We start from the raw sequence: 23,653 nt of genomic DNA, 5'->3' as shown, positions 1-23,653 counted from the left end.
CCATTTGGCAGGACTCCTGATCTATTTTAATTTCCAGCCAATGGCCTTTTTACGGCAGCCAATGAACCCGGCATAAATGCCAGCCTGGTTTATCAGCTTTTCATGTGTGCCCTGCTGTACAATATGACCGTCAGCCAGAACCAGAATCTGATCAGCATTTCTCACAGTTTTCAAACGATGTGCGATCATAATGACAGTCTTATTTTTCGTCAGTTCTGCAATGGCTCCCATCAGCAGGCTTTCATTTTCCGGATCAACACTGGAAGTGGCCTCATCTAAAATGATGATGGGAGCATCCTTTAAAATGGCCCTGGCAATGGAGATCCTCTGCTTTTCACCGCCTGAAAGGGTTGCGCCGCCTTCCCCTATCACGGTATTGTATCCATCCGGCAAGCTCATAATGAAATCATGGCAGCAGGCTCTTTTGGCGGCAAGCACCACTTCCTTATGAGAAGCGTCCGGCCTGCCGAATTTAATGTTATTTTCGATCGTATCGGCAAACAAATAGACCTTTTGGAATACCTGACTGATATTTTCCAACAGGCTGTCCAAAGTGTAATCCTTGACATCAATACCGCCGATGGTGATTTTTCCTTCATCCACATCCCAGAACCGGGCAATCAGATTACAAAGAGTACTCTTTCCTCCGCCGGATGGACCCACAATAGCAGTCGTGGTTTTTTCGGGAATGGACAGGTTTACATGTTCCAGGATCTTGTGGTCCCCATAAGAAAAGGACACGTCTTCAAAGAGTATGTGAAAATTCTCAGGCTTCTGTGGTTTCCCCCATTCATCCATGACGGGAGTCTTGTCTATTTCCTCCGTCTTATCAATGGAAACATCTACCAGACGAAGAAGAGAGGAAGTATTTCCGGCGGATTGAAGCTGTCCGAAAAGCATGAACGAGGCAACTGCCATTAACAGGCAGACCGGTAAACTCATAGAACCGTTTAAGTAAAATATCAATGCCTCCCCCATGACTGCAACACTGGTTCCATAAAGAATGACCTGCTGCAGAACCGTATACGGAACGAACAAATGCTCCAGCTTTAAGTTCTTGTTTTTGCTTTCCTCAATGGCCTGCCTCATTCTGCTGTTGGAGTCCTTTCCCAGGTTAAAAGACTTCACCATCAGCATTCCCTGTACATACTCCAGAACATTGGAAACAAGGGTTTCCTGTGCGGCCTGCCTTTCCGGAAATATTTTTTCTGACTTTCTCTGCAAACTGCTGATACACCAGGTAAACAGTATGATCCCGCAAAGAATTGTCAGTCCGATCCGCCAGTCGATGCAGAGCATAACGACCGTGATGACCGCCCCGTGAATATACCCGCCTAAAATATTTGTCAGGACCATGGAGGCATTGTTTTCAATATCGCCCATTGTGGTGGTAACGACAGAAGTGAGATTGCCAAGATTGTGGTCGTTAAAATAACCCATTGGCATATATTTGATACGGCCGCCAATGTGAATGCGTTTTTCCCCGCACATAAAATAGCTGATTTTCACCTTATAAAAATCTGTAATGTAGCTGCAAAAGATTTTCAGGATCATACCGGCAAATACAATTCCAAATATCTGCCAGATCCCTGCCGTTTCAAACCCGTTAATCATGCCGGAAAAAACCAGTGCAAGAGCTGCAAAAGCCATCATATCAAAGATGGAGTGAAGTACCGAAAACAAGATAGCTGTTTTCATAGTTCCCTGCATTTTACCGGAGAACCCATATATTTTTCTTAATGTGCTTATCATTTTCTATACCCCCTCACGCAGCATCCTTAGTATCCATGTGGGCCTTCCACATCCCCTGATACAAGGGACAGGAATGAAGCAGCTCCTCATGAGTGCCTTCCCCTTCAATTTGTCCGTTCTTCACCACAACGATTTTATCCGCATCGGTGATGGTAGAAAGCCGGTGCGCGATCATCAGAACTGTTTTCCCGGCAATCACCTTTGCCATGGACTCCTGGATCAATGCCTCATTCTCGGCATCAATATAGGCAGTGGCTTCATCCAGAATAACGATAGGGGCATCCTTTAAGACAGCCCTAGCAATGGCAATTCTCTGACGCTCACCACCGGATAAATGCCCTCCGGCACCGCCTGCAACGGTCTGAAATCCGTTTTCCAACTTCAGAATAAAATCATAACAGCCGCAATCCCTTGCCGCCTGGTAAACCTCTTCATCTGTCGAAGAAGGTCTGCCCAGGCGGATATTCTCAAGAACCGTTTCATCAAATAAGTAGTTATCCTGCGAAATATAAGCGATCTGATCCATCAACTGCTCCAGAGGGATTTTCCGGATGTCCATGCCATCAATCGTAACCGATCCTCCGGTCACATCCCAGAAACCGGAAATCAGCTTTGTAAGGGTGGATTTTCCGCCTCCGCTGGGTCCTACAAATGCCGTGACGGTTCTTTCCGGAATGGACAAGTTCACCTCTTTGATCAGCGGAGTTCCTTCTTCATAGGAAAAGCAGACATTTTCCATTGAGATATTGGACGAATGGATCAAAACAGGCTGTGTGGGCCGTTCCAGCTCTTTTTCATCCAGAACAGAGCAGATTTCGCCTACAACGGATTTCATCTGGGCTATGCTGTCGGTAAAATTCATTGCATTGAGAACAGGGGTAATAATACCCAGGGATAAAACAATGCAGGTGACAAAAACCGAAACGCTTAAATCTCCATTGCGGTACAGAATGCAGCCGACGGGAAGAACGCTGATCAATACGCTGGGCCATATGGTAAACAGCATGGATTTATAAAGCTGAACGCTTTTCATCCAGTTCACTGCATAAGAGGCATGATCCTCCACTGCATCCGAATATTTCTCATAGGAAGCTGCGGACTGATGAAAGGCTTTGATGACCTCGATTCCTCCGATATATTCCACCACTGTATTGGCCATTTTCCGGGCACGCATCATAAGTCCCCGGAATTTTTCTTCATAGCCCTTTGCCATCATTTTGTAACAGACCATGCCTGCGGGCAGTGTCACCAGGGAAGCGAGGGCCATTCTCCAGTCTTGGAACAGTAAATAAACAAAAATACATACAGGAATACAAAGGTTTGCCGTCAACTCCGGAATCAGATGAGCAAGGGTGGTTTCCATCCCCTCCACCCTGTCAACCAAAATGTTTTTCAGCTGCCCGGAAGGAGTGTTGATCATATATCCCATGGGAACCCTGGTAAGCTTGTCCGCCAGCTGAAGGCGGATTTGGGCCAGGGTTTCAAAGGTCGCGGTATGGGATACAAAGGTGGAAAGATTGGAAAAGCAGACCTTTGCCAGAAAACCGGCACCGGCAGCCCCGCACCACTCCATATAGGCAGAAACGGAAGTTTCACCCTTCATCAACAGCACCACGATTTTTGAAACAGCAAAAAACGGTGCGAGTCCTGTAAAAACACCCAGGATCGCTAAAATGACTGAAAGAACATATTTATTCTTGCAGGGAGCTGCAAGTTCCATCAGCCTGGACATTGGATTTTGTTTTTTATCCATTGTATATTCGCTCCTTTTCTATAAAAAATAAAGGTCAGTTAACTGTATCTAACCAACCTTTATTATAGCTGTTCCATGTTTTCCTGCCACTCTGATCAGGCTGCCGGTCCCCCCGTTTAGACAAGAAATTTCATTCTACTGAACAGGCTTTACATTGCTCACATCAAAGAACTGGGGAACACTGGAAAAAGTATATCCTGCGATTTTGGCAGTGCGGTACACTACCAGCTCCTTTGAATAGGAAATAGGCAGATCAATCACATTGTCGTTGGAAATGTTCAGAGCCGTCCTGATTGCTTCCTGTACTGCATCCGGTTCCGCGGTTGTGGAGAACTGATTGACTGCCGCGGAATATTCTTCAAAGCTGTCCAATGCCTGCAAAGAAACGGCATGAGGATCCGCGCCAAGGGATTCCTGAAGGTATTTGTGAGGTTCCGTGTAGGAGCCTTCCGTATTCCAGGTGGTAATATCATAGTTTCCGGCAACGCCTTCTGTCCACCATGTCATCTGATCCTGGCCGGTAGTTTCCACATTAATGCCGACTTTAGCCAGCTGAGTCTTTATGGCCAGAGCCATTTCCTGTGCAAGGGATAGATCTGTCCAATAGGTATAGCGAAGTCTCAGGGTTTCCCCGTCCTTTTCCCTGAAGCCGGTACTCTCATTCCTCATCCAGCCCGCTTCATCCAGCAAGGCATTGGCCTTTTCCAAATCAGTTTCTCTTGCAATGTTATATTCAATGTCAGTATAAGGCGCGCCTTTGCTGAATAAAGCTGCTGCCGGAGTTTCATAGCCATAGGTAAGTCCCTGGGTGATCTCCTGCTTGTTCACCCCATAGGCGATCGCTTCCCGGACCCTCTTATCGCTGAGCATGGGGCCGGAGGCGTTCAGCACCAGATTCCGGGTTAAGGTACTGCCTTCATTGATCTCACCGGAAATCCCATCCAGAGTCATTGCCTGATTATAATCATCATAAGTAATCAGATCCGCACCATAGATTAAGTCCACTTCGCCTGTTTGCAGGGCCTGGAGACGGGAAGAGGCCTCCGGGATATATTTGACAACAATCTCATCATAAAACGGAGCTTCTCCCCAATAATTCTCATTCCTTACAAAACGGGTGCAGTCGCCGGAAATCATCTCAGCCCGCACATAAGGGCCTGTCCCCACCACATCCTGAAAGGTCTGGAAGTTGCCTGCTTCAAAGACCTTGGGAGACATCATGCCTGCAACATTCTGGAAGCAGAAATCGTTGATGTAGGAAAAGCAGGGAGCTTCATAATGAACTGCAACGGTATATTCATCAACTACTTCCACGCTTTGAATATTATAGATGCCCTTGATGCCGCTGAAATTGGTATTAGACTTATTGAATTCCAGAATCGCCTTTACACTTTCAGCATGAAAAGCGGTTCCATCCGTAAAGGCAACGCCCCTGCGCAGCTTAAAGGTGAGGACCGTGTTGGTCTCATCCCAGCTCCATTCCTCAGCCAGTCCAGGAACGATCTCTCCGTTCTCATACTCTGCCAGGGTTTCATATACAAGTCCGCAGGCGATGTTATTCTCCTTGTTCATGGTCAGAGTAGTCAGGCTGTCCAGTTCTTTTGCAGTGCAGATCGTAAGTATCTTGCTGCCGGATTCAGAACCTTTGTCAAGAGCATTGGCATGTTGGCCGCAGCCCCCCAGGCAAAGTGCCAGAATAGCGCCGCCAAGAGCTGTTTTTAAAATTTTTTTACAGGTATTTATCATGTTATCCTAATCCTTTCTGCTTTGAAATATGTTTAATCAGATGACCCTGTTCTACAATCCTTCCCTCCCCCATAATCACGATTCTGTCAGAAATCCTCATAGCATCTTTCCGGCTGTGAGTAATGAAAATGCAGGAACAGAGGTGCAGCTTTGCAGAGTTTTCCACTAAGGTAAGCACGGCATCGGCTGAAATCAGGTCAAGACCGCTTGTCACCTCGTCCATGATTAAATAATCAGGCTCAACAGCAATGGCGCGAAGCAGTGACAGGCGGCGCTGTTCTCCCCCTGAAAGCCGGCGCACAGGAGTGTGAAGCAGTTTGTGATCCATATGAACCGCTGCCATCAGATCATAGATCCGCTGCTTCCGCTCTTTCCGGTTATAGTCAGTCAAATTAATCAACCCCTCCTCAACATTGGAAAATGCTGATCTTGCCGGATTCAAGGTGCCGGAGGAATCCTGGAATACTGCCTGTATCTTTTTGCGGTGCCTTTTCCATTCCCCGTAATTCCAATTTAAAATATTTTCTCCGTCTATCAGGATCCTGCCGGCAGATGGCTTTTCCAGGCCCACCAGCAGCCTTGCCAGGGTGCTTTTACCGGAACCGCTTTCTCCTTCTATAGCCAGATTTTCACCTTTTTTAAGCCGCAGGTCAATATTTGACAGGGCATGGAAGTCTCCCTGGGTTTTGCTGTGATAAATCTGGCTGACATTTTGTATTACGATTTCTCCCATTTCCATTCCCCCTGGCTTTCCCTTGAACTCAGACTGGAAAACTCCTTCATCCAGCCTGTCTTTGGCACTGATAATAATTGCTCCATTCTGCCCTGTTCCATTACTTTTCCGCCCCCCATCACATATACCCTGCTGCAAAGCCTGGAAAGGGCCTCCACATCATGGGACACAAGCAGGATCCCCTTATCCTTCATCTGTACTCTCATCACCTCCAGCAGCAGATCCCTGTTTTCTTCATCAAGAGCCCCAGTGGGTTCGTCTGCGAGAATATAGTCCGGTGACATTCCAAGCAGAATGGCGGCGGCCACTCTTTGAAGCATTCCTCCTGAAAGCTCTGACGGATAGGCGTTCAAAACCCGTTCTGTGTCTTTTAAGTTCACCAAGGCCAGCTTTTTCCTTGCAAGATCAGCCGCTGCCCATCTGTTCATGTGCAGCCGTTTCTGAAAGGTCTCCTGTATTTGATATCCGATTTTCAGACGGCTGTCAAATGCGGTCATGGGGGTCTGTGGTATAAAGCCAATTTTTTTCCCCCGCAGATCACGATGCTGTTTACGGGAAAGGAGGGATAAATCCCCATCATCTAAAAGGATCTGCCCGTTGCTGATCTGGCAATTTCCATGAAGCATCCCAAATACGGTCCGCAGCAATGTGGTCTTTCCTGAACCGCTATGGCCTGTCAGCCCGGTAATTGTGGCGGAAGGTATTTCCATGGACACCTGATCCAGAAGAAGGCGGCCTGACTTTTCCTTTACACTTAACTGGTTGATTTTAAGCATCATGTCACCTCCTTTTTTGTCAGCCGTCTGCCTAAAATATTAAAGCAGAGGGTCGACAGAATAACCACGCCCATGGGATACAAAATCATGGCCGGACGAAGGATCAACGCCCCTCTTGCATCCAGGATCATGCTGCCCCAATCCACAGCATTGTCACCCAAGCCTAATCCGATGAAGGAGAATCCCGTAATTGCCAGAATCATATCCGCACAAGACAGACACAGGAAACGTACCATCTCTGAGGCCAGGTTAGGGAAAATATGAACAGCTAAGATTCTGAGCCTGGAAGCTCCGGAGGCAACGGCACACATGACATAGGCTTTTCCCATTTCCATGTCCGTACGGGTGCGGACCAGCTTTATGTAGCGCAGCACGTAGGAGACCGTTAAGGCAAACAGGGTAGTTTTGGCGCCGCTTCCCCAGGCCCCTATAAAAACGATCAGGTATGCAATTGGAGGAATGGCTGTAACCCCATTGATCAGCCCGTCAGTTAAAGCATTTTCCCTTATCACCGCCCGGCTGGTTGCCATACCCATGACAGTCCCAGCCGCAAAGACAATCACAGAGCCGCCTAATACAATGCCCAGCGTCGTCCAGCCTCCATATAGGATCCGGGAGTAAATGCACCGGCCTAATTGATCGGTTCCAAAGGGATACCCGGCGCATGGTGCCTGAAATCTTACAAGAAGATTGGATTCCATGGGATTATTTGGCGCAAGGAGAAAGCCGGTGAAAAAGAATGCGATCACAAGCACAGGTAAAATAAAAGAGATGTACTCAGCAGTTTTTTTTATTCCCATTTAAGCCACCTCCCTTTTCCCATGAATGACCAACTGGATCAGATCCGCTGAAATATTGCAAAGAGCAATTGCCATGGCCAGAAATAATACTTCTGCATGGATCATGGGCGTATCACGGTCCAGCACGTGGTTCACAATCAAATAACCAAAGCCAGGAATCGAAAAAATTTGTTCAATAATCGTCGCATTAGCCAGGGCCAGCCCAATGCTTTGAAGAAAATTAGGAATTAAACCAACTGCTGCACGGGGAAGGAAATGAAAAAACAGAAGCCGGCTTTCCGACAAGCCGCGGCAGCGGGCATAAAACCCATAATCCTCATTGCTTTCATGCTCTAACGCATCCATGAGCATAGGAGTATAAAAAGACGCTCCAAATACGCCAATACAGATTGCAGGAGATAGATAGCTGAGAAAGCTTGTGTTGCCCGCCACAGAAATCAATGATTTTTGGACTGCAAAATAATCCAGGTAAACGGTTGCCAAATAAAAGGACGGAACCGATACTCCTAAAATACAGATCACCCTTAAAGCAGTCTTCGGAGCCTTCCAGGGCAGTAAAAAGGCAATGCAGCTTACGGCTGCAATGAGAATAACCTGAAATATGGATGCTAAAAAAACAATTTCCAGTGTTTTGGGAAAGGCCGTTGCAATATCCGTCCATACATCATGACCGTTTGCCAGAGAAGTTCCCAGGTCAAAATGAAGCAAATTCATTACCCAGCGCCCATATTGAACCAACAAAGGCCTATCAAAACCTAACAGGACCCGTATTGTCTCAATTTGTTCCTGAGTGGGACTTCCTATCATTCGTTTTGCATAAGCAGCCGCCGGATCCACAGGGGACAGCCGCATCAGAAGAAACGAAAGCAGCGTCACAAAAAACAAAGTAAAAATCAGCTCAAATAGTTTTCTTAGTATGTATTTTCTCATATACTGACCACTCCCGAATTTTAGTTAGGTACAGCTAACTTATTATCAAAAAGAAAGAGCGCTGCGAGGCGCTCTCCTATCATCTGCACACACAGACGAGAGTATATAATATTCTGGGTTTTGGTGCTACTCTGAAAAGACCAATCCCCCTCTATTTGGACAACTTCTTTCTGAATTCAGACGGCAGCTCTCCAACTTCCTTTTTAAATACCTCGGAAAACTTACTGGGATTATCATAGCCCATTTTCATGGAAATCTCTGTGATGCTGTCCGTTGTTTCCCGAAGCAAAATGGTGGCTGCCTGAATGCGGTAGGATTTCATATAAGAATAAATGGAGGAGCCGTATACGCCTTTAAAGCACACCTTCATCGAGGTAAGAGGAATATCAAATTTTTTTGATATTTCCTGCAAGGTGTAGTGCTTTTGCAAGTCAGCGGTCATGTATGCCTGTATCTGCTTCACCACCTGCACCTGATTCCTGGAAAAATACCGCCGTTCTTCCGGGTACTCGTCAACCTGGACGTCATTAAGAAACATGAGTAATTCCAATACTTTCACCTTCAAATAATGAGCGATCATTTTGGGAGTGACCCTGTACAGCTCTGAAAAAATATGATCAACATTGCTTTGCCCCCGGAGAACATAGCAGGTATCTTTCCGGCAAAGGCGCTTCTCGATCTGACGCAGGTCGATATGCAGTCCGCCCAGCACATGTTCGACCTGCTCCATTGTAACCACTGCCTGATTCAAATCAATTGTTATGGAAATACCATGATAGTGGGACAAGGGAAAGGACGTAGACACGGTTTCGTTTGTCAGCCGGTTGATCGCAAGATCCCCTGCTCCCACATATTGGCAGTCTCCATTACTGAAAACACACTCAAACCGTCCTTCCCTGCAGTGATTGATTTCAAGCACATCCGGATGTGGGAGCTTGTTTTTATTTTGTCCATCCCCCATGTGAAAATCATTATAAAACAATTCAATACCGGGCAGTATTTCGTATCGTGTAATCACTCCCTCTCCGGTTTCGTTTTGCATCTTATATATGGAACAGCCGTCTTCGCTTGCCGTTTTTTGTACTTCCGGATCAAAGAAATCCGTAATCTTCTTATGATTCATCATGGGATATCACCTTTGTTCTATTTTAATTAGGTATGACTAACCAATGACAGCATATCATTTTTCAGGCTTCCCGTCCATTGCAACCTAAAACTTTTCACTGTCGGGTATAAAAAGAATAAAAATAAAGCCCAATGGAACAGCATTGCCACGCCGATCCCATTGGGCTATTTTTTCAATCATATCCTTCTGGTAGATTCTCCCTCTACCAGTTCCGCCTTAAATACCATTTTCTGATGACTGGCCTTATTTTTGATCACATCAAACAAAATCTTAATGGTTGCCCTTGCCATCTCCTCTACCGGCTGGCGGATGGTTGTGATGGAAGGATTATAATAGCGGGCAATATCAAGCCCGTCATACCCGGCCACACAATAGTCCTCAGGGATCCTGCCTCCATGTTCAAAGATGGCCTTGCAGGCGCCGATGGCAATGCTGTCTGAAATGGCGTACACAGCCGTAAATTCCCGGTTTTCTCTTAAAACCCGGTTCATCATCCGGTACCCGTTGTCCATGGTATAGCATTCCTCGCATTCATCTGAAAAAACCATCAGGGGGGGGGAAGGGGTGATGCCGTTGTCTGCAAGAGCCTTTTTATATCCTTCCAGACGGAGGCGGCCGATGCTCTCGTCGTCAGAGGCAGCGGTCAGGATCAGGATCTTTTTATGACCTAGTTTACATAAGTAATCCGTCATTTTATAGCTTTCCCCGTAGTCATCTACGGATACGCAGGAAAAATCAGGAGATTCCCCTAAGTACTCCGCTATTCCGATGGTACTTAAGACATAAGGAACGGTCAGCTGTTCCAGTTCCTCTTTGCTGTGGGAAAAATATCCCCCAAGGAATACGATCCCCCTTGGCTTTTTTTCCTTGATCAGCTCCAAAGCCACGTCTACCTCATCCTCCTGCTCATCCACACGCTGCAGGATAAATGAGTATTTCTTTTTCTGGATCTCCTCCTCAAAGACGCGGATCATCTTGCTGAAAAAGGGATTGCCGATTCCTTTGATCAACACCGCAATGGCTCTGGAATCGGTACGCTTTAGATTCCGGGCACTATTGTTGGGAATATAGTTGTTTTCCTTAATTACCTGCATGATCATATCTTTTGTCTCCGGATTGATATCCGGATGGTTGTTAATGGCCCGGGACACGGTGCTGACACCCACCCCGCATAATCTGGCTATATCCTTAATGTTTATGGAGCCCATCAGAAATACTCATCCCCTTTCGTCATGCCCTGCCGTAAAGCCTGGCTGTTTTTCTGCATTTTTCTAAAAGCTCTTCTGTAATTTCCCCGGAAACCATACGCCATCTCCAGTTTTTTCCCAGGGTGGAGGGCTCATTGATCCTGGCCTCCACGCCAAGTCCCAGATAATCCTGGACCGGAATCACAGCCAGTCTGGCAACGCTTGCCAATGCAAGGCGGATAAAATCCCAGTGGATCTCTTCCCTGGGCGTCTTTCCGTTATTCATGTAGTCAATGGAAAACTGCCGGTCCTTAAGTGATAAGTCTTCATACCACCCTCTGATGGTATTGTTGTCATGGGTCCCCGTATATACCACGCAGTTTGGCGTGTAATTGTGAGGCAGATAATCACTTTCCTCTCTGGAATCAAAGGCGAATTCCAGCACCTTCATTCCTGGAAATCCCGTATCCTTTACCAGCTTTAAAACCGACGGAGTCAAAAATCCAAGATCTTCTGCTATGATATCCAGTTTTCCGAACTTTTCCCCCATTCGTCTGAAAATATCGATTCCAGGCCCTTTTTCCCAAACCCCATGGATAGCGTTCTCGCTTCCTGCAGGAATGGAATAATACTCATCAAAGCCGCGGAAATGATCCACTCTCACCACATCATAAAGGCGGAAGCTGTATTCCATGCGCTTCATCCACCATTCATACCCGGTTTCCCCATGGTATGCCCAACGGTAAAGGGGATTTCCCCACAGCTGTCCTGTGGTGGAAAATCCGTCCGGCGGACAGCCGGCCACGGCAACAGGCTCACAGTTTTCATTAAACTGAAACAGCTCCGGATGGAACCAGGAATCCGCACTGTCAAATGCAACATAGATTGGAATATCTCCGATGATCCGGATCCCCTGCTCCCTGGCATAGGACTTTAACCGGCTCCATTGCTCCTCAAACTTCATCTGAAGGAAGCCATAAAATCCGATCTCATCTGAAAGCCGGCTTTCATACCGGGAAACTGCCTCAGCCCTTCTAAGGCGGATGTCCTCATCCCAATGGATCCAGCTCTTCCCTTTAAAATGATCCTTAACCGCCATGTAAAAGCAGTACCCGGCCGTTTCCTCTCCAAGAAGCTTTCCCGGCTCCTCCGGCTTATGCCCCTGGTCCTTCCACCGCTCATAAGCCTTTCTCAACAGGGGAAAACGGTTATCGTATATTTTTCCGTAATCAATATCCCTGGGATCATTTCCAAAATCCATTGCCTCACATTCTTCTGTAGTGAGCAGTCCCTCTTTGACCAGCTCATCCAGATCAATAAAATAAGGATTTCCCGCAAATGCGGAGAATGACTGGTAAGGAGAATCCCCATAGCCGGTGGGGCCTAAGGGAAGTATCTGCCAGTACTGCTGCCCTGCTTTTTTTAATAAATCAATAAATTCATATGCCTCTTTTGAAAATGCCCCGATTCCGTACTTTGACGGAAGGCTTGCAACCGGAAGCAACATACCACATTCCCGCATAATCAGTCTCCTTTATCTAGTTTCCAGGGCGTGTTTGAAAATTCATTGCCATTTTTCAAACACACCCTAGCCCTTTACCGCGCCTGCGGCCACGCCCTTTATGATGTATTTCTGACAGCTCAAATAAAAAACAATAATAGGAAAGATGGCCAGAACCAGCATTGCCATCATGGCCCCCATATCAATGGAGCCGTATCCGCCCTTTAAATTCTGAATAACCATTGGTATTGTACCTTTTTCCTGGGGAAGAATCAAGCTTGGAAGTAAATAATCATTCCAAATCCACATGGCATTTAAGATGGCAACGGTCACCGCCGTAGGCCTTAACATAGGAAATACCACATGAAAATAAGTCTGAATGGGAGAACAGCCGTCAATCATCGCCGCCTCTTCGATCTCAAGTGGAATAGCCTTTACAAAACCGCAGAATAAAAACACCGCCTGACCGGCTCCAAAACCTAAGTAAAGAAGCACCAGGCCGTATATGGAGTTTAAGTATAAGTCATTGGCTGTCTTTGACATGGTAAACATGACCATCTGAAAGGGCACGATCATTGCAAATACGAATACATAATACAAGATACCGGTAAATGCAGATTTCACCCTGATCAGATACCAGGCCGTCATGGATGTGAACAGGATGATCACTGCCACGGAAGCTACCGTAATGAACAGGGACCTGCCAAAGGCCGGGAAAAGCCCTGTTTTCCGGATGCCTTCCACATAGTTGGCAAGCCCTACATAAGTGCCTGCTTTTGGAAACTGAAACGGCGCATCACTGATAAACAGCTTGCTCTTAAAGGAGTTCATGAAAACCAGGACAACGGGAAATAAAAACGCCAGGGACAGGACCGACAAAGCAGCCGTAAGGAGCGTTCCCGTGGTTTTTCCTACCTCCATTTGCTGGACTTCCGTATTTTTTCCCTTTCTGCTCATCAGTTCTCCACCTCCTTACGCCGTGTTAATGAAAGCTGGGTCAGGGAAATGACCGCAACCATAAGAAAGAACACCGTAGCCTTTGCCTGGCCTACCCCTTCCCAGCCAACTCTGCCGTAAAAGGTGTTGTAAATATCAAGGGCCAGCATGCTGGTCTGCCTTCCAGGTCCTCCAGCCGTCAATGCCAGGTTCTGGTCAAACAGCTTAAAGGAATTTGTCAGGGTCAGAAACAGGCAGATGGTAAAGGACGGCATGACCATTGGGATCATGATACGCTTTAAAATCTGGGATCTGGTGGCTCCGTCAATTCTTGCAGCTTCAATCAGCTCTCCGGGAACATTTTGAAGTCCTGCAATGTAGATGATCATCATATATCCGATCAGCTGCCAGTTCATTAAGATCACCAGACCCCAAAAGCCGTACTCGGCGCTGAAGGAAAGTGTGACTCCAAACTTGGCAAGGATTCCATTTAACAGAAGCTGCCAGATATAACCAAGGACAATGCCGCCGATTAAGTTTGGCATAAAAAACACAGTCCTAAACAGGTTGGTCCCCTTGATTCCTCTTGTGAGCACATAGGCCAGCAGAAATCCCAGGGTATTAATGGTAACAACGGACACAACCGTGAACTTCACGGTAAATATCAGGGCATTGATAAAATTCCTGTCCAAAAATATTTTTTTATAATTTGAAATCCCCACCCAGGACGCATCCTTTACCGTAGTGAATTCTGTAAAGGACAAATAAATGCCCATGACAAACGGGTACAGAAATGCAATGGTAAACGCGGCCAGTGTCGGAAGAACAAATATTGGAAAGTACCGTTTCATTGACTTTTGCATAGCAGCTCTCCTTCTATAACGCTTTCTCTGTTTTGGCAAAAACCTCCCATAAGCCGGAGCCCAAGGTGTTTTCCAGGGCGTGTTTGAAAAATGGGTGAGACATCTCCCTCGCGCTCACCCATTTCCCCTTAAACCTATTTTGATTCTCTTATTTTGTCATGGCTTTTTCGTTTGCCCAATCAGCCTTCATCTCATCCACAACGGCCTTCCACTCCTTGCCGCCCTGAGCGTACTGAAGGAGGGATGCTCCGAAGTTATCCTTAAAGGTCTGGCTTGGGAAGGACGTAAAGTTCCAGGATACGGAATATAAGTCCTTGTCATTCATATACCGGTCAATTTCCTTTGCCAGAGGATCGGTTGGCTTTTCATCTGCTGCAAAGGTGTCAAAGGGAGCGATAAAGCCCAGCTTGTTTGTTACATAATCTTTTCCTGTGTCAGAAGTAAAGAGCCACTCCAGGAAGTCAAGAGATGCCTTCTGGTCCTCTTCCTTTGCCTGGCTGTTGATGGAGAAGAAATTCTCCGTTCCAATGCAAAGTCCCTGCTTTTCCTCGCCGCTGACGCCGGTATAAATAGGAAGGAATTTCACATCCTCTTCCTTAACAGTGTTTCCGTCAACGCCTGACACCTGTCCCCAGCCCCAGTTTCCGTTCTGAACCATGGCAACTTTGCCAAGAGCGAATTCTGCCATGGAATCCTCAACGGTTTTTGCACCTACCATCTTGGGATCTGTACAGGAGTTGTTGATGTATAAGTCAAAAACGTTCTTATAGTTGTCAGCATACTTAAAGCCAAGGGCATCCTTGTCGGATACGTTGTCATCCTTATATTCATAATAAACCGGAAGATTTGCTAAATGGGTCTGCCATCTCCAGTCCTCCCCGGGAGCAAAGGAAGTGGAAGCAAACACGCCTTCGATTCCAAGGTCAGCCTTTCTTGCCTGCATATCCTCTGCAACTGCCTTAAGCGCAGCGAAATTATTCACCTCATCCATGGATTTTGCCTTTGCACCGTCAAGAGCAAAATATTTCTTCATAATGGCGTCATTATAGATGATGCCATAGCCTTCCACTACATAAGGAATACCGTAAACACCGTCTCCGTCCTTTACAGCCATATCTTTATCAACCAGATGTCCATAGATTGTCGTGTCCTTTAAATCCTTGCAGTATTTTGCCCAGGCCTTATAGCCGATCGGTCCGTTGATCTGGAACAGTGTGGGCGGCTCCTTTTTAGCTACCTCTGATTTTAAGGTCTGCTCATAGGTACCTGCTGCCGCTGTCTGCACCTTCATGGGCACGCCGGTCTCCTCCGTATACTTTCCTGCAAGCTCCACCCATGTATCAGCCACTTCCGGCTTAAAATTCAAATAATAAATCTGTCCCTTGGCTTCTGCCGTATCACCGGCTTTTGCCGTGGTGGTTTCCTCTGCCTGGGTATTCTGCTCCGCCCCTGTGGTTTCCGCGGCCTTGTTAGAAGAACAGCCCGCAAGTGTTCCTGCTGCCATTGCCGCAGCCATGGTAAGTACTGCCAGTTTCTTAAGTTTCATAATATCCTCCTTCCGTGCATACGCACATTCCGGTTGATGGATTTTCCACACAACCCCCAATTTTTTCCTCCATGCCTTTCATACAGGAGCTTGTTTTCCCCGCTTGATTCCGGGTTTTATCTTTCCTGGTCACTGGATTATATCGTTTCGGTAACCATACCGGTAACGTTTCCAATAACCTTATGGCTATAAGATATCACAATGCACAAATAAATGCAATAGATTTGATTAAACTTTCATTTTTCGTCAATACATCAAATTTTCATTTCGTTTTTTGTGCATTATGCATAATATTTTTCGCCTCATCAGGCTTTTCCCATAACTTTTCAACCTTTCAATCCAGTTTTTCCCAATGTCAGATTTTCGTAAATAAAACCTAGGAAATTTGACCTTGAATGTTAAGAGAAAAGAAATACTAATTCCTGCTTTTTCCTGTAGAATATAAAATATGAAAAGGAGGAAATATTTATGAGAAAAATGAATAAACCACTGGCGGCCATTCTCGTTGCCGCAGCCGTACTTTCCATGACCGCATGTGCCCAGACAGGGACAGCTTCCCTTCCCGGGGCCAATGTGACCACTGTCAGCAGCAAGGACACCAATACCATACAGGTGTCCAGTACAGAAGGGATAAAAGTGGTTCCCGATATGGCACAGGTCAATTTTGCAGTGCTCACTCAGGCAGAGGACCCGAAATCCTGCCAGGAGAAAAACAGCGCAGATACAAACAATGTGATATCCTTTTTAAAGAATACCGGCATTGATGAAAAATCTATCCAGACTTCCAGCTACGGCCTAGAGCCAATGTATGACTGGAACAATACCGGCCAGCAGATCACCGGATACCAGATGCGCACAAGCATCACCTTATCCGACCTTCCTTTAGACCAGGTGGGCGGCCTGCTCTCTTCCAGCATTGAGGCAGGCATTAACTCCATTGACAGCGTAAACTATCTTTCCAGCAAATACGATGAAACCTACAGGGAAGCCCTTAAAAAGGCCGTAGAAGCAGCCGAAGTCAAGGCAGAGGCTATTGCAGCAGCCAGCGGCGTTACCCTGGATGGAATCGCTCATATTGAGGAGGTAAATTCCTACCCCAATATCAGGTACTCCTCCACCGTTGCAAAGGAAGATGCAGCTGCAGGAGCCAAATCCGTGGTTGTAGAACCTGGCCAGATCGGCGTAGAAGCCCAGGTGTCGGTGACCTATCGGGTAAAATAAGTAACAAATAAAATAAGTAACGTATAAAAAGTGAGCTTTGAATGGTCTTAATAACCATTTCAAAGCTCACTTTTTATGTTGTTCATATGTTAAATTACAAAGGCCGCTGCAGACTCATCTTCAGCAGCCCTGCCCTTGGAGCTTTTCTTTTATATCAGGAAGGACGCTCCTCCACTTGAACCTCCATCCGGCTGCGGGGAATCTCAATTCCAGCCGCTTCAAATTCCAGCTTTATCTTTTCAAGAATTTCCCACCTGGCCGGCCAGTAATCATCCAGGAAAGCCCAGCCCCTGCCTCCGATGGTAACGGCGTTTTCCGTTAAGTCACTGACAAAAACATCTATGGGCTCCTCTTGAATGATTCCTCTCTGGCTATGAAAAATGCCTTCCATAATATCCTTTGCCTTCTTTAAATCCGAGTGATACCCGATCCCAACCAGAACATCCAGCCGTCTCTTATCCATGGCGGTCACGTTTGTCAGGGGGGAATTGGAAAGAGTCCCGTTAGGAATGACAACCTGCTTATTGTCGGCGGTATTCAAAACCGTGTACACAAGCCCGATGGTGCGGACCGTACCTTCTCCATCCTTTGATACGATGTAATCCCCCACCCGGAAGGGCTTCATTAGAAGGATCAGCACCCCGCCTGCAAAATTGGCCAGGCTTCCCTGGACTGCCAGGCCCACAGCAATACTGGCAGACCCAAGCAAGGCCACGATGGAAGCTGAATTCACCCCGATCTGACCTGCAATAGTAAAAGCCAGCAGACAGTACATGGCTGCATTTAAAACGGACAGAAGGAATTTTCTTAAGCTGACCTCCATATCCACCCTTTTAAAGGAACGGTTCAGCATACGATTAATGATCTTAATAATCCTGGAACCTATGAAAAAAATCACCAGGGCGATCAAAAGCTTTATCCCGAATGCGATCATTCCGGGGGCCCAGCCCTTTAAGGTTTCCAAAACGGCATTGGGCTTTAGCTGGTCTAAGTTTTCCTGTACCTCCTGTTGGAGATCCGCCAGAGACTCTCCCGGCAGTACACCGGAAACCATATGAAATATCATTTAAAAACCTCCTGACCATATTTCATTTTTAATACTAATTTTTACCTCCGGCCTTTGCTTTTTCAGTATATGCAGGCTTCTTGGCCTTTTTCCCAGCCAAAGCCGGCTTCTTTTCTTCAGGTGTACAGGTAAAGACCATAACGCTTAAGGGGGCCACGGTTATTTCTATGGAATCCGGCCTTTCGTCGGCCTCTTTTTTCTTAGAGGTTTTCACTCTGGGATTTACCTTGCCCTGCCCTCCGAAGGCCTTGTCATCACTGTTTAAGATTTCCTTATACTTTCCTTCAAAGGGTACCCCTACCGGGTATCTCTCATGAAGCACGGTATCAAAATTACAGAGGATGAGAAGGGTTTCTTCCTTTTTCTTTGTCTTTCTTAAAAAGCCTGCAATGCTGTCCTTTGAATCCGTACACTCCACCCACTCAAAACCATCCGGGTCATAATCCATCTGATACAGGGCCGGCTGGCTCTTATAAAGATGGTTTAAGGCCTTTACATAGTCTTTTGTCAGCTTATGAAGAGGAGATGCAAGAATCTCCCAGTCAAGGCCTTTATTTTCATTCCATTCATTGACCTGGGCAAAATCCTGCCCCATGAACAGAAGCTTTTTACCAGGATGTCCCATCATAAAGCCATAGGCTGTCCTTAAATTCGCCGCCTTTGCTTCCATAGTATCCCCCGGCATTTTACCCACCATGGAACCTTTTCCATGAACCACCTCGTCGTGGGAGAATACAAGGATGAAGTCCTCACTGTAAGCATAAAGTATGCTGAAGGTCATCTCTCCATAGTGGTGCTTCCTGAAGTAAGGATCCCACTGCATGTAACCGGTAAAGTCGTTCATCCAGCCCATGTTCCATTTATAATCAAAGCCCAGCCCTTCATTTTTAACATCAGCCGTGATCCTGGGCCATGCCGTAGATTCTTCTGCGATCAGGACCGCTCCATCTTTTCTTCCCTTGAATATGGAATTCAAATGCTTTAAAAACTCAACGGCTTCCAGGTTCTCATGGCCGCCGTAAATATTGGGGATCCATTCTCCCGGATTCTTGCCGTAATCTAAGTACAGCATGGAAGCCACCGCATCCATGCGGATTCCGTCGGCATGGTATTTCTCCGCCCAAAAAAGGGCATTGGCAATGAGAAAGTTGCTGACTCCCGGCCTGCCGTAATTGTAGATTAAGGTTCCCCAGTGAGGATGGGCCCCCTGCCTTGGGTCCTTGTGCTCATAAACGCAGGTGCCGTCAAAGCTGGCCAGCCCAAAGCTGTCCCTGGGAAAATGAGCCGGAACCCAGTCTAAAATCACGCCAATATCCTGCCTGTGCATATAATCCATGAAATACATAAAATCATCAGGCGTCCCGTAACGGCTGGTAGGCGCATAATATCCGGTCACCTGATACCCCCAGGAAGCGTCCAGGGGATGCTCCATAACAGGAAGCAGCTCCACATGGGTGTAGCCCATGTCCTTCACGTATTCCGCCAACTTTTCCGCGATCTCACGGTAATTATAGAATTCAGAACCAGCAACCGGGACTCCGTTTTCATCAAGCTTTGCTTCCTTCCGAAGCCAGGAACCTAAGTGAACCTCATAAATAGACATGGGTTTTTGCTTGGAATCAGATACAGCCCTCTTTTTCATCCATTCCCGGTCCTCCCAGGAATACTGGTTAATATCCCAGATAATGGAAGCGGTTTCAGGGCGCAGCTGGCAGTAATTGGCATAGGGATCGCTTTTGAGCTGGGGCTTCCCGTTTTGATGCTTCAGCTCATACTTATAAATCATTCCTGTCTTTAAGCCGGGAATGAACAATTCAAAAATACCGGAATCCCCCAGCCTCCTCATCTGGTGACGCCTGCCATCCCACAGGTTAAAATCCCCTACCACGCTGACACGCATGGCACACGGTGCCCACACAGAAAAGTATACCCCTTCCGCTCCGCCTGCAGTCATGGGGTGCGCCCCCATTTTTTCATAGATGCTATAGTGAATTCCGGATTCAAACTTTTTAATATCTTCTGACTTGTAGAAAGGTCCGTAGGAATAGGGATCCAGACACTCTTCTAATGTCCCATTGTCGTAAGTGACCAGCAAGGTATAAGCTGCTGAAGTTTTCCGCGGTATGAGAGCCGCAAAAAAACCGGCTTCATCCGCAAGCTCCATGGGATATTCCTTTCCGCTTTCCTTAAAACGGACGATCACTGATTCTGCCGTAGGAATAAATGCCTGGATAAGCAGACCCTCTTCTGTTAAATGGGGTCCCAGAATTTCGTGGGGATTGGCCGCTTCTGAATATACAATTTCCTCAATGCCGGCCCAATCCATTAAATCATACAATTTTTCATCCATACATAGCCCTCCTGATCCCTTTTTATAGAAATATTTTATCACTCAGGCATGTAATTTTCAATACTTTACCAGGAATTGAAGGTCATTTGGACCTGGCGTAAGCCAGCATCAAATCAACCATTCTTCCATAGCTGTTGACTCCGTCTGACTGACTGTTCAGCTTTAAATACGTATCATTCATCTTACTGGAAACCTCGGCAGTCTTTCCCTCGTATTTTCCCCAAAATTCATTGTTATACCTTAAATCTTCCCAGGCCTTTTCACTGAGCTGCCCGCAGATTTCCCAATAAGTCTCCTGGTCTGTCTTTGCCAGGGCATTGGTGGCATAGACCCAGCCGGTGAGATATCCGCTGTAGCGGAATCCATCATCATCAGAGCCGATACATGCCAGATATCCTATGAAGTTGGCCTCATCCTCCCTCATGAATCCCCTTAGATGGGAAAGCTCGTGACAGACGGTATGGGGAATGTTGTAATCCGGCATGGACCGGTTATAAGTGGCCTCCACCGTAAAAGGGGAATACTGGCCGCAAAGCTGCTGGACTGAAAAGAAGTAAGACCATACAAGAGGCTTTGGCGGCGGGTAATAACCTGCCAGCTCCGGGTAAACCTCACCCAGCCTTTTCATGGCCTTTACGCTTTCCCTTCCCAGGCTTTTTTTATCTGTTTCTCTTGTGACGCCTTCCCCGCACATCCGGTTAACGTCGGCAGTCAGCTGGAGACAGAGATTTTTCAGCTCCTCCAGAGAGGATTTTCTTACCTCTAACCCTGAATAGCTGGAAAAGGGCTTCCTGTAATAGTTGATTCCGCAGTTAAGGGTGAACAGCAGGAAAAGGCCGGTAACAAGAAACACGGCTCTTATGAGGATCCGCTTTCCCTCCCTGCGGTGGATAAAGACATAATAAACGGCGTACAGGATGAGTAAGTAGGTGGCAGCCTCCACAAGGGCAAAGGGGAACACCCCTGATATCCTTCCCATGCTTCCCACCATGATACGGTAAACCTGCCTGGCATACCAGTCCCCGAATCCCGGAACCTTTCTTGCCAGTATCTGAAGCAGTATTGAAACTGCAAACATTAACGCGGACGCTGCAATAAGCCTCCCATCCCTATTCCGGCTTCTCCCCATGATCCGGTTCCCCCTGGTGTAAGTTTTTTATATGGATTTTATAATATCATGATTTTGTGGACAATCCGTAGAGTATTTGTGAATATTTTCTTACCATTTTGTAAAACCCCTTGCGTTATAAATCAATCTCATTTAAACTTTGTAAAGGAACCATCAGGAAGGAAAAGAAGTGAAATCATATGAAGAGAGACGATAACATGCCAAATGAACGGGAATCGTTCAGCTGGCGAGAAGAAATCATCAGCTGGATCAAGATCATCATCACTGCCGCTGTCATTGCATTTTTGCTTAACAACTTCATCATTGCAAACAGCAGGGTGCCCAGCGGATCCATGGAACAGACCATTATGACAGGGGACCGGGTTATCGGCTCCAGGCTGTCCTATTATTTTGGAGATCCAAAGCGGGGAGATATAGTCATCTTCCATTTCCCCGATGATCCCACCGGAAAGACCTATTACGTCAAGCGTGTCATCGGCCTTCCAGGCGATATCGTCGATATCCGGGACGGAAAGGTCTACTTAAATAATTCCGAAACGCCTCTTGAAGAATCCTATCTCCCGGAGCCAATGGAACCGGAGCCTGACGCCAGCTACGAAGTGCCGGAAAACTGTTACTTCATGCTTGGGGACAATCGGAATTTTTCCGCAGACGCAAGAAGATGGAAGAATAAATACGTAGAAAAAGACAAGATCATCGCAAAAGTCCTGTTCCGGTATTTCCCTTCCATTAAAAAAATTGAATAAGAAAAAACGCAGGCCAAAAATATTTCCTTTGCCTGCGTTTTTCTATGTCCTTTTACCACTGGTAATATTTTACCAAAGCCTGAGTTCCCTCATCCCCAAGGCCGGAAGCAGCCATGGTCTCATACATGGAAAGCACATGATCAAGCACGCCAAGGCTGATGCCGGCGGCTTCTGCTTCTTCGGCGGCAAGCTTCATGTCCTTGATAAAATGCTTGATGAAAAATCCGGGAGCAAAATTCCCGGAAAGGATCCTGGGAGCCATTGCATTTAACTGGGCGCTTCCAGCCGCGCCGGTGGCAATGGAATCCACCATAACCCCTACGTCAAGCCCGTTGGCCTTTGCATAAACCATTGCCTCACATACACCGGAAATGGCTCCTGCAATGGCTATCTGGTTGCACATCTTGGTATGCTGGCCGTTGCCTGCCTTTCCTTCGTACCGGATGACCTTTCCCATTGCCTCAAAGACGGGAAGGCACCGGTCAAAGGTCTCTCTGCCGCCTCCCACCAGTATGGTAAGGGTTCCTTCTCTTGCCCCCGTATCTCCTCCTGTCACAGGGGCATCCAGTGCTGTCAGCCCTGCCTTCCTGGCGTCCTCATAGATCCGCACCGCAAGCTTGGGGCTGGTGGTTGTCATGTCTATCAGGCAGGTTCCCTTGTCTGCGTTTGCGATGATTCCCTTTTCTCCGAAATACACCTCTTCCACATCCTGTGGATATCCAACGATGGTGATGACCGCATCCCGGCCCTTGGAGCAGGCCCTGACATCCTCGCACCATATGGCACCTTCAGAAATGATATCCTCTGCCTTGCTCCTGGTTCTGGTGTAGACAGCCACCTCATAGCCGGCCTTCATCAAATTGCGTACCATGGATTTTCCCATAATCCCAATTCCGATAAATCCGATTTTCTTCATCTGTCTTCCCCCTTCTGCAATTTTTAGTTTCTCTTTTCGATGTCCATGACCATATCCACCCTGCGCTGGTGTCTTCCGCCTTCGTATTTGGCATCCAGCCACTCTTCCGTGATCATCTTTGCCATTTCCGAACCAATGACACGGGCACCAAAGCAGAGAACATTGGAGTCATTGTGCATTCTGGAAAGCTTTGCCGTGTAAGGCTCGCTGCAAACACAGGCACGGACTCCCCGGACCTTATTGCAGGCAAGAGAGATCCCCACTCCTGTTCCGCAGATGGCGATTCCCAAATCAGCCTCTCCGTCCGCAACGGCGCGCCCTACCTTCTCCCCGTACTCCGGATAATCACAGCTTTCCGTGGAATTGGTTCCAAAGTCGATCACCTCATAGCCCTTGCTCTCTACAAATTTCTTGATGTCATTCTTCATTTCTATGGCCGTATGGTCATTTCCCATTGCAATTTTCATCGTTATTCTCCTGTTATTCTGTCGTTGCCGGCTGAACATGCAGATATGTCAACCGGGCTGTTGTCTGAGTAAAATATATCCGGCATTTACCTTATCATAAATGCCGGAT

The 23,653-nt window shown here is 46.9% G+C and carries 20 protein-coding genes; 2 read left to right on the top strand and 18 right to left on the bottom strand.

From position 1 onward, the window contains the following. Positions 1–21 precede the first annotated feature (21 nt). The 13 genes from K401_RS0112715 to K401_RS0112650 form a co-directional block, all read right to left on the bottom strand. A complete protein-coding gene (locus tag K401_RS0112715) occupies positions 22–1,752 on the bottom strand; it encodes an ABC transporter ATP-binding protein (RefSeq protein WP_024293307.1) in 1,731 nt (576 codons plus the stop codon). Between the two features lie 13 nt (positions 1,753–1,765). Further along, the gene (locus K401_RS0112710; protein WP_024293306.1) at positions 1,766–3,505 is read right to left on the bottom strand and encodes an ABC transporter ATP-binding protein; all 1,740 of its coding nucleotides are present in this window, start codon (positions 3,503–3,505) and stop codon (positions 1,766–1,768) included. Positions 3,506–3,640: 135 nt separating this feature from the next. Beyond that, positions 3,641–5,251, bottom strand: coding sequence for a nickel ABC transporter substrate-binding protein (locus K401_RS0112705; RefSeq protein ID WP_024293305.1), 1,611 nt, complete (start codon positions 5,249–5,251; stop codon positions 3,641–3,643). 1 nt (position 5,252) lies between these two features. Continuing rightward, entirely contained in the window at positions 5,253–5,984 is a 732-nt protein-coding gene (locus K401_RS0112700; RefSeq protein WP_242837820.1) for an ATP-binding cassette domain-containing protein, read from the bottom strand. Next, a complete protein-coding gene (locus K401_RS0112695; protein WP_242842306.1) occupies positions 5,969–6,763 on the bottom strand; it encodes an ATP-binding cassette domain-containing protein in 795 nt (264 codons plus the stop codon). The genes K401_RS0112700 and K401_RS0112695 overlap by 16 nt, the downstream gene beginning before the upstream one ends. Beyond that, positions 6,760–7,560, bottom strand: a complete 801-nt coding sequence (locus K401_RS0112690; RefSeq protein WP_024293302.1) for an ABC transporter permease — start codon at positions 7,558–7,560, stop codon at positions 6,760–6,762. Before K401_RS0112690 ends, K401_RS0112695 begins: the two co-directional genes overlap by 4 nt. After that, complete coding sequence (locus tag K401_RS0112685; protein ID WP_024293301.1) at positions 7,561–8,490, bottom strand: ABC transporter permease; 930 nt, start codon at positions 8,488–8,490, stop codon at positions 7,561–7,563. It lies immediately after the preceding gene. A gap of 151 nt (positions 8,491–8,641) precedes the next feature. Next, positions 8,642–9,616: a helix-turn-helix domain-containing protein gene (locus K401_RS0112680; protein ID WP_024293300.1), complete on the bottom strand. Its 975-nt coding sequence runs from the start codon at positions 9,614–9,616 to the stop codon at positions 8,642–8,644. Positions 9,617–9,792: 176 nt separating this feature from the next. After that, the gene (locus K401_RS0112670; protein ID WP_024293299.1) at positions 9,793–10,824 is read right to left on the bottom strand and encodes a LacI family DNA-binding transcriptional regulator; all 1,032 of its coding nucleotides are present in this window, start codon (positions 10,822–10,824) and stop codon (positions 9,793–9,795) included. A gap of 22 nt (positions 10,825–10,846) precedes the next feature. Beyond that, positions 10,847–12,325, bottom strand: coding sequence for a 4-alpha-glucanotransferase (gene malQ, locus K401_RS0112665; protein ID WP_024293298.1), 1,479 nt, complete (start codon positions 12,323–12,325; stop codon positions 10,847–10,849). Positions 12,326–12,391: 66 nt separating this feature from the next. Next, positions 12,392–13,261: a carbohydrate ABC transporter permease gene (locus tag K401_RS0112660; protein WP_024293297.1), complete on the bottom strand. Its 870-nt coding sequence runs from the start codon at positions 13,259–13,261 to the stop codon at positions 12,392–12,394. Then, a complete protein-coding gene (locus tag K401_RS0112655) occupies positions 13,261–14,103 on the bottom strand; it encodes a carbohydrate ABC transporter permease (RefSeq protein WP_024293296.1) in 843 nt (280 codons plus the stop codon). Before K401_RS0112655 ends, K401_RS0112660 begins: the two co-directional genes overlap by 1 nt. 148 nt (positions 14,104–14,251) lie before the next feature. Beyond that, the gene (locus K401_RS0112650; protein WP_024293295.1) at positions 14,252–15,649 is read right to left on the bottom strand and encodes an ABC transporter substrate-binding protein; all 1,398 of its coding nucleotides are present in this window, start codon (positions 15,647–15,649) and stop codon (positions 14,252–14,254) included. Positions 15,650–16,117: 468 nt separating this feature from the next. Here K401_RS0112650 and K401_RS0112640 point away from each other — a divergent pair, with 468 nt between their 5' ends. Then, a complete protein-coding gene (locus K401_RS0112640; RefSeq protein WP_024293294.1) occupies positions 16,118–16,870 on the top strand; it encodes an SIMPL domain-containing protein in 753 nt (250 codons plus the stop codon). A 154-nt stretch (positions 16,871–17,024) separates the two neighbouring features. Here K401_RS0112640 and K401_RS0112635 read toward each other — a convergent pair whose 3' ends face one another. The 3 genes from K401_RS0112635 to K401_RS0112625 all read right to left on the bottom strand — a co-directional run bounded on the left by K401_RS0112635 (position 17,025) and on the right by K401_RS0112625 (position 21,418). Next, entirely contained in the window at positions 17,025–17,936 is a 912-nt protein-coding gene (locus K401_RS0112635) for a mechanosensitive ion channel family protein (protein WP_024293293.1), read from the bottom strand. Between the two features lie 34 nt (positions 17,937–17,970). Then, positions 17,971–20,286 carry a 1,4-alpha-glucan branching protein GlgB gene (gene glgB, locus K401_RS0112630; protein ID WP_024293292.1) on the bottom strand — a complete coding sequence of 772 codons (2,316 nt, stop codon included), beginning with the start codon at positions 20,284–20,286 and terminating at the stop codon, positions 17,971–17,973. An 82-nt stretch (positions 20,287–20,368) separates the two neighbouring features. After that, positions 20,369–21,418: a DUF3810 domain-containing protein gene (locus tag K401_RS0112625; RefSeq protein ID WP_024293291.1), complete on the bottom strand. Its 1,050-nt coding sequence runs from the start codon at positions 21,416–21,418 to the stop codon at positions 20,369–20,371. A 176-nt stretch (positions 21,419–21,594) separates the two neighbouring features. On the opposite strand from K401_RS0112625, the gene lepB reads away from it, so the two are divergent. Beyond that, positions 21,595–22,161, top strand: coding sequence for a signal peptidase I (gene lepB / locus K401_RS0112620; protein ID WP_024293290.1), 567 nt, complete (start codon positions 21,595–21,597; stop codon positions 22,159–22,161). A 52-nt stretch (positions 22,162–22,213) separates the two neighbouring features. On the opposite strand, the gene K401_RS0112615 is transcribed toward lepB, so the two are convergent. Beyond that, complete coding sequence (locus tag K401_RS0112615; RefSeq protein WP_024293289.1) at positions 22,214–23,077, bottom strand: NAD(P)-dependent oxidoreductase; 864 nt, start codon at positions 23,075–23,077, stop codon at positions 22,214–22,216. Between the two features lie 23 nt (positions 23,078–23,100). Continuing rightward, positions 23,101–23,544 (bottom strand): ribose 5-phosphate isomerase B, encoded by a 444-nt coding sequence (gene rpiB, locus K401_RS0112610; RefSeq protein WP_024293288.1) that lies wholly within the window; start codon positions 23,542–23,544, stop codon positions 23,101–23,103. Positions 23,545–23,653 lie beyond the last annotated feature (109 nt).

It is taken from the genome of Lacrimispora indolis DSM 755 (genome assembly GCF_000526995.1).
Lineage (GTDB): Bacteria > Bacillota > Clostridia > Lachnospirales > Lachnospiraceae > Lacrimispora > Lacrimispora indolis.
The sequence above is the reverse complement of the archived record's forward strand: the minus strand, read 5'-3'. Positions and strand labels throughout refer to the sequence as shown.

What these genes read in the sequence shown, in the direction of transcription:
- K401_RS0112715 (WP_024293307.1), bottom strand. Translation starts at nt 1,752, where the DNA reads ATGATAAGCACATTAAGAAAAATATATGGGTTCTCCGGTAAAATGCAG.
- K401_RS0112710 (WP_024293306.1), bottom strand. Translation starts at nt 3,505, where the DNA reads ATGGATAAAAAACAAAATCCAATGTCCAGGCTGATGGAACTTGCAGCT.
- K401_RS0112705 (WP_024293305.1), bottom strand. Translation starts at nt 5,251, where the DNA reads ATGATAAATACCTGTAAAAAAATTTTAAAAACAGCTCTTGGCGGCGCT.
- K401_RS0112700 (WP_242837820.1), bottom strand. Translation starts at nt 5,984, where the DNA reads ATGGGAGAAATCGTAATACAAAATGTCAGCCAGATTTATCACAGCAAA.
- K401_RS0112695 (WP_242842306.1), bottom strand. Translation starts at nt 6,763, where the DNA reads ATGATGCTTAAAATCAACCAGTTAAGTGTAAAGGAAAAGTCAGGCCGC.
- K401_RS0112690 (WP_024293302.1), bottom strand. Translation starts at nt 7,560, where the DNA reads ATGGGAATAAAAAAAACTGCTGAGTACATCTCTTTTATTTTACCTGTG.
- K401_RS0112685 (WP_024293301.1), bottom strand. Translation starts at nt 8,490, where the DNA reads ATGAGAAAATACATACTAAGAAAACTATTTGAGCTGATTTTTACTTTG.
- K401_RS0112680 (WP_024293300.1), bottom strand. Translation starts at nt 9,616, where the DNA reads ATGATGAATCATAAGAAGATTACGGATTTCTTTGATCCGGAAGTACAA.
- K401_RS0112670 (WP_024293299.1), bottom strand. Translation starts at nt 10,824, where the DNA reads ATGGGCTCCATAAACATTAAGGATATAGCCAGATTATGCGGGGTGGGT.
- malQ (WP_024293298.1), bottom strand. Translation starts at nt 12,325, where the DNA reads ATGCGGGAATGTGGTATGTTGCTTCCGGTTGCAAGCCTTCCGTCAAAG.
- K401_RS0112660 (WP_024293297.1), bottom strand. Translation starts at nt 13,261, where the DNA reads ATGAGCAGAAAGGGAAAAAATACGGAAGTCCAGCAAATGGAGGTAGGA.
- K401_RS0112655 (WP_024293296.1), bottom strand. Translation starts at nt 14,103, where the DNA reads ATGCAAAAGTCAATGAAACGGTACTTTCCAATATTTGTTCTTCCGACA.
- K401_RS0112650 (WP_024293295.1), bottom strand. Translation starts at nt 15,649, where the DNA reads ATGAAACTTAAGAAACTGGCAGTACTTACCATGGCTGCGGCAATGGCA.
- K401_RS0112640 (WP_024293294.1), top strand. Translation starts at nt 16,118, where the DNA reads ATGAGAAAAATGAATAAACCACTGGCGGCCATTCTCGTTGCCGCAGCC.
- K401_RS0112635 (WP_024293293.1), bottom strand. Translation starts at nt 17,936, where the DNA reads ATGATATTTCATATGGTTTCCGGTGTACTGCCGGGAGAGTCTCTGGCG.
- glgB (WP_024293292.1), bottom strand. Translation starts at nt 20,286, where the DNA reads ATGGATGAAAAATTGTATGATTTAATGGATTGGGCCGGCATTGAGGAA.
- lepB (WP_024293290.1), top strand. Translation starts at nt 21,595, where the DNA reads ATGAAGAGAGACGATAACATGCCAAATGAACGGGAATCGTTCAGCTGG.
- K401_RS0112615 (WP_024293289.1), bottom strand. Translation starts at nt 23,077, where the DNA reads ATGAAGAAAATCGGATTTATCGGAATTGGGATTATGGGAAAATCCATG.
- rpiB (WP_024293288.1), bottom strand. Translation starts at nt 23,544, where the DNA reads ATGAAAATTGCAATGGGAAATGACCATACGGCCATAGAAATGAAGAAT.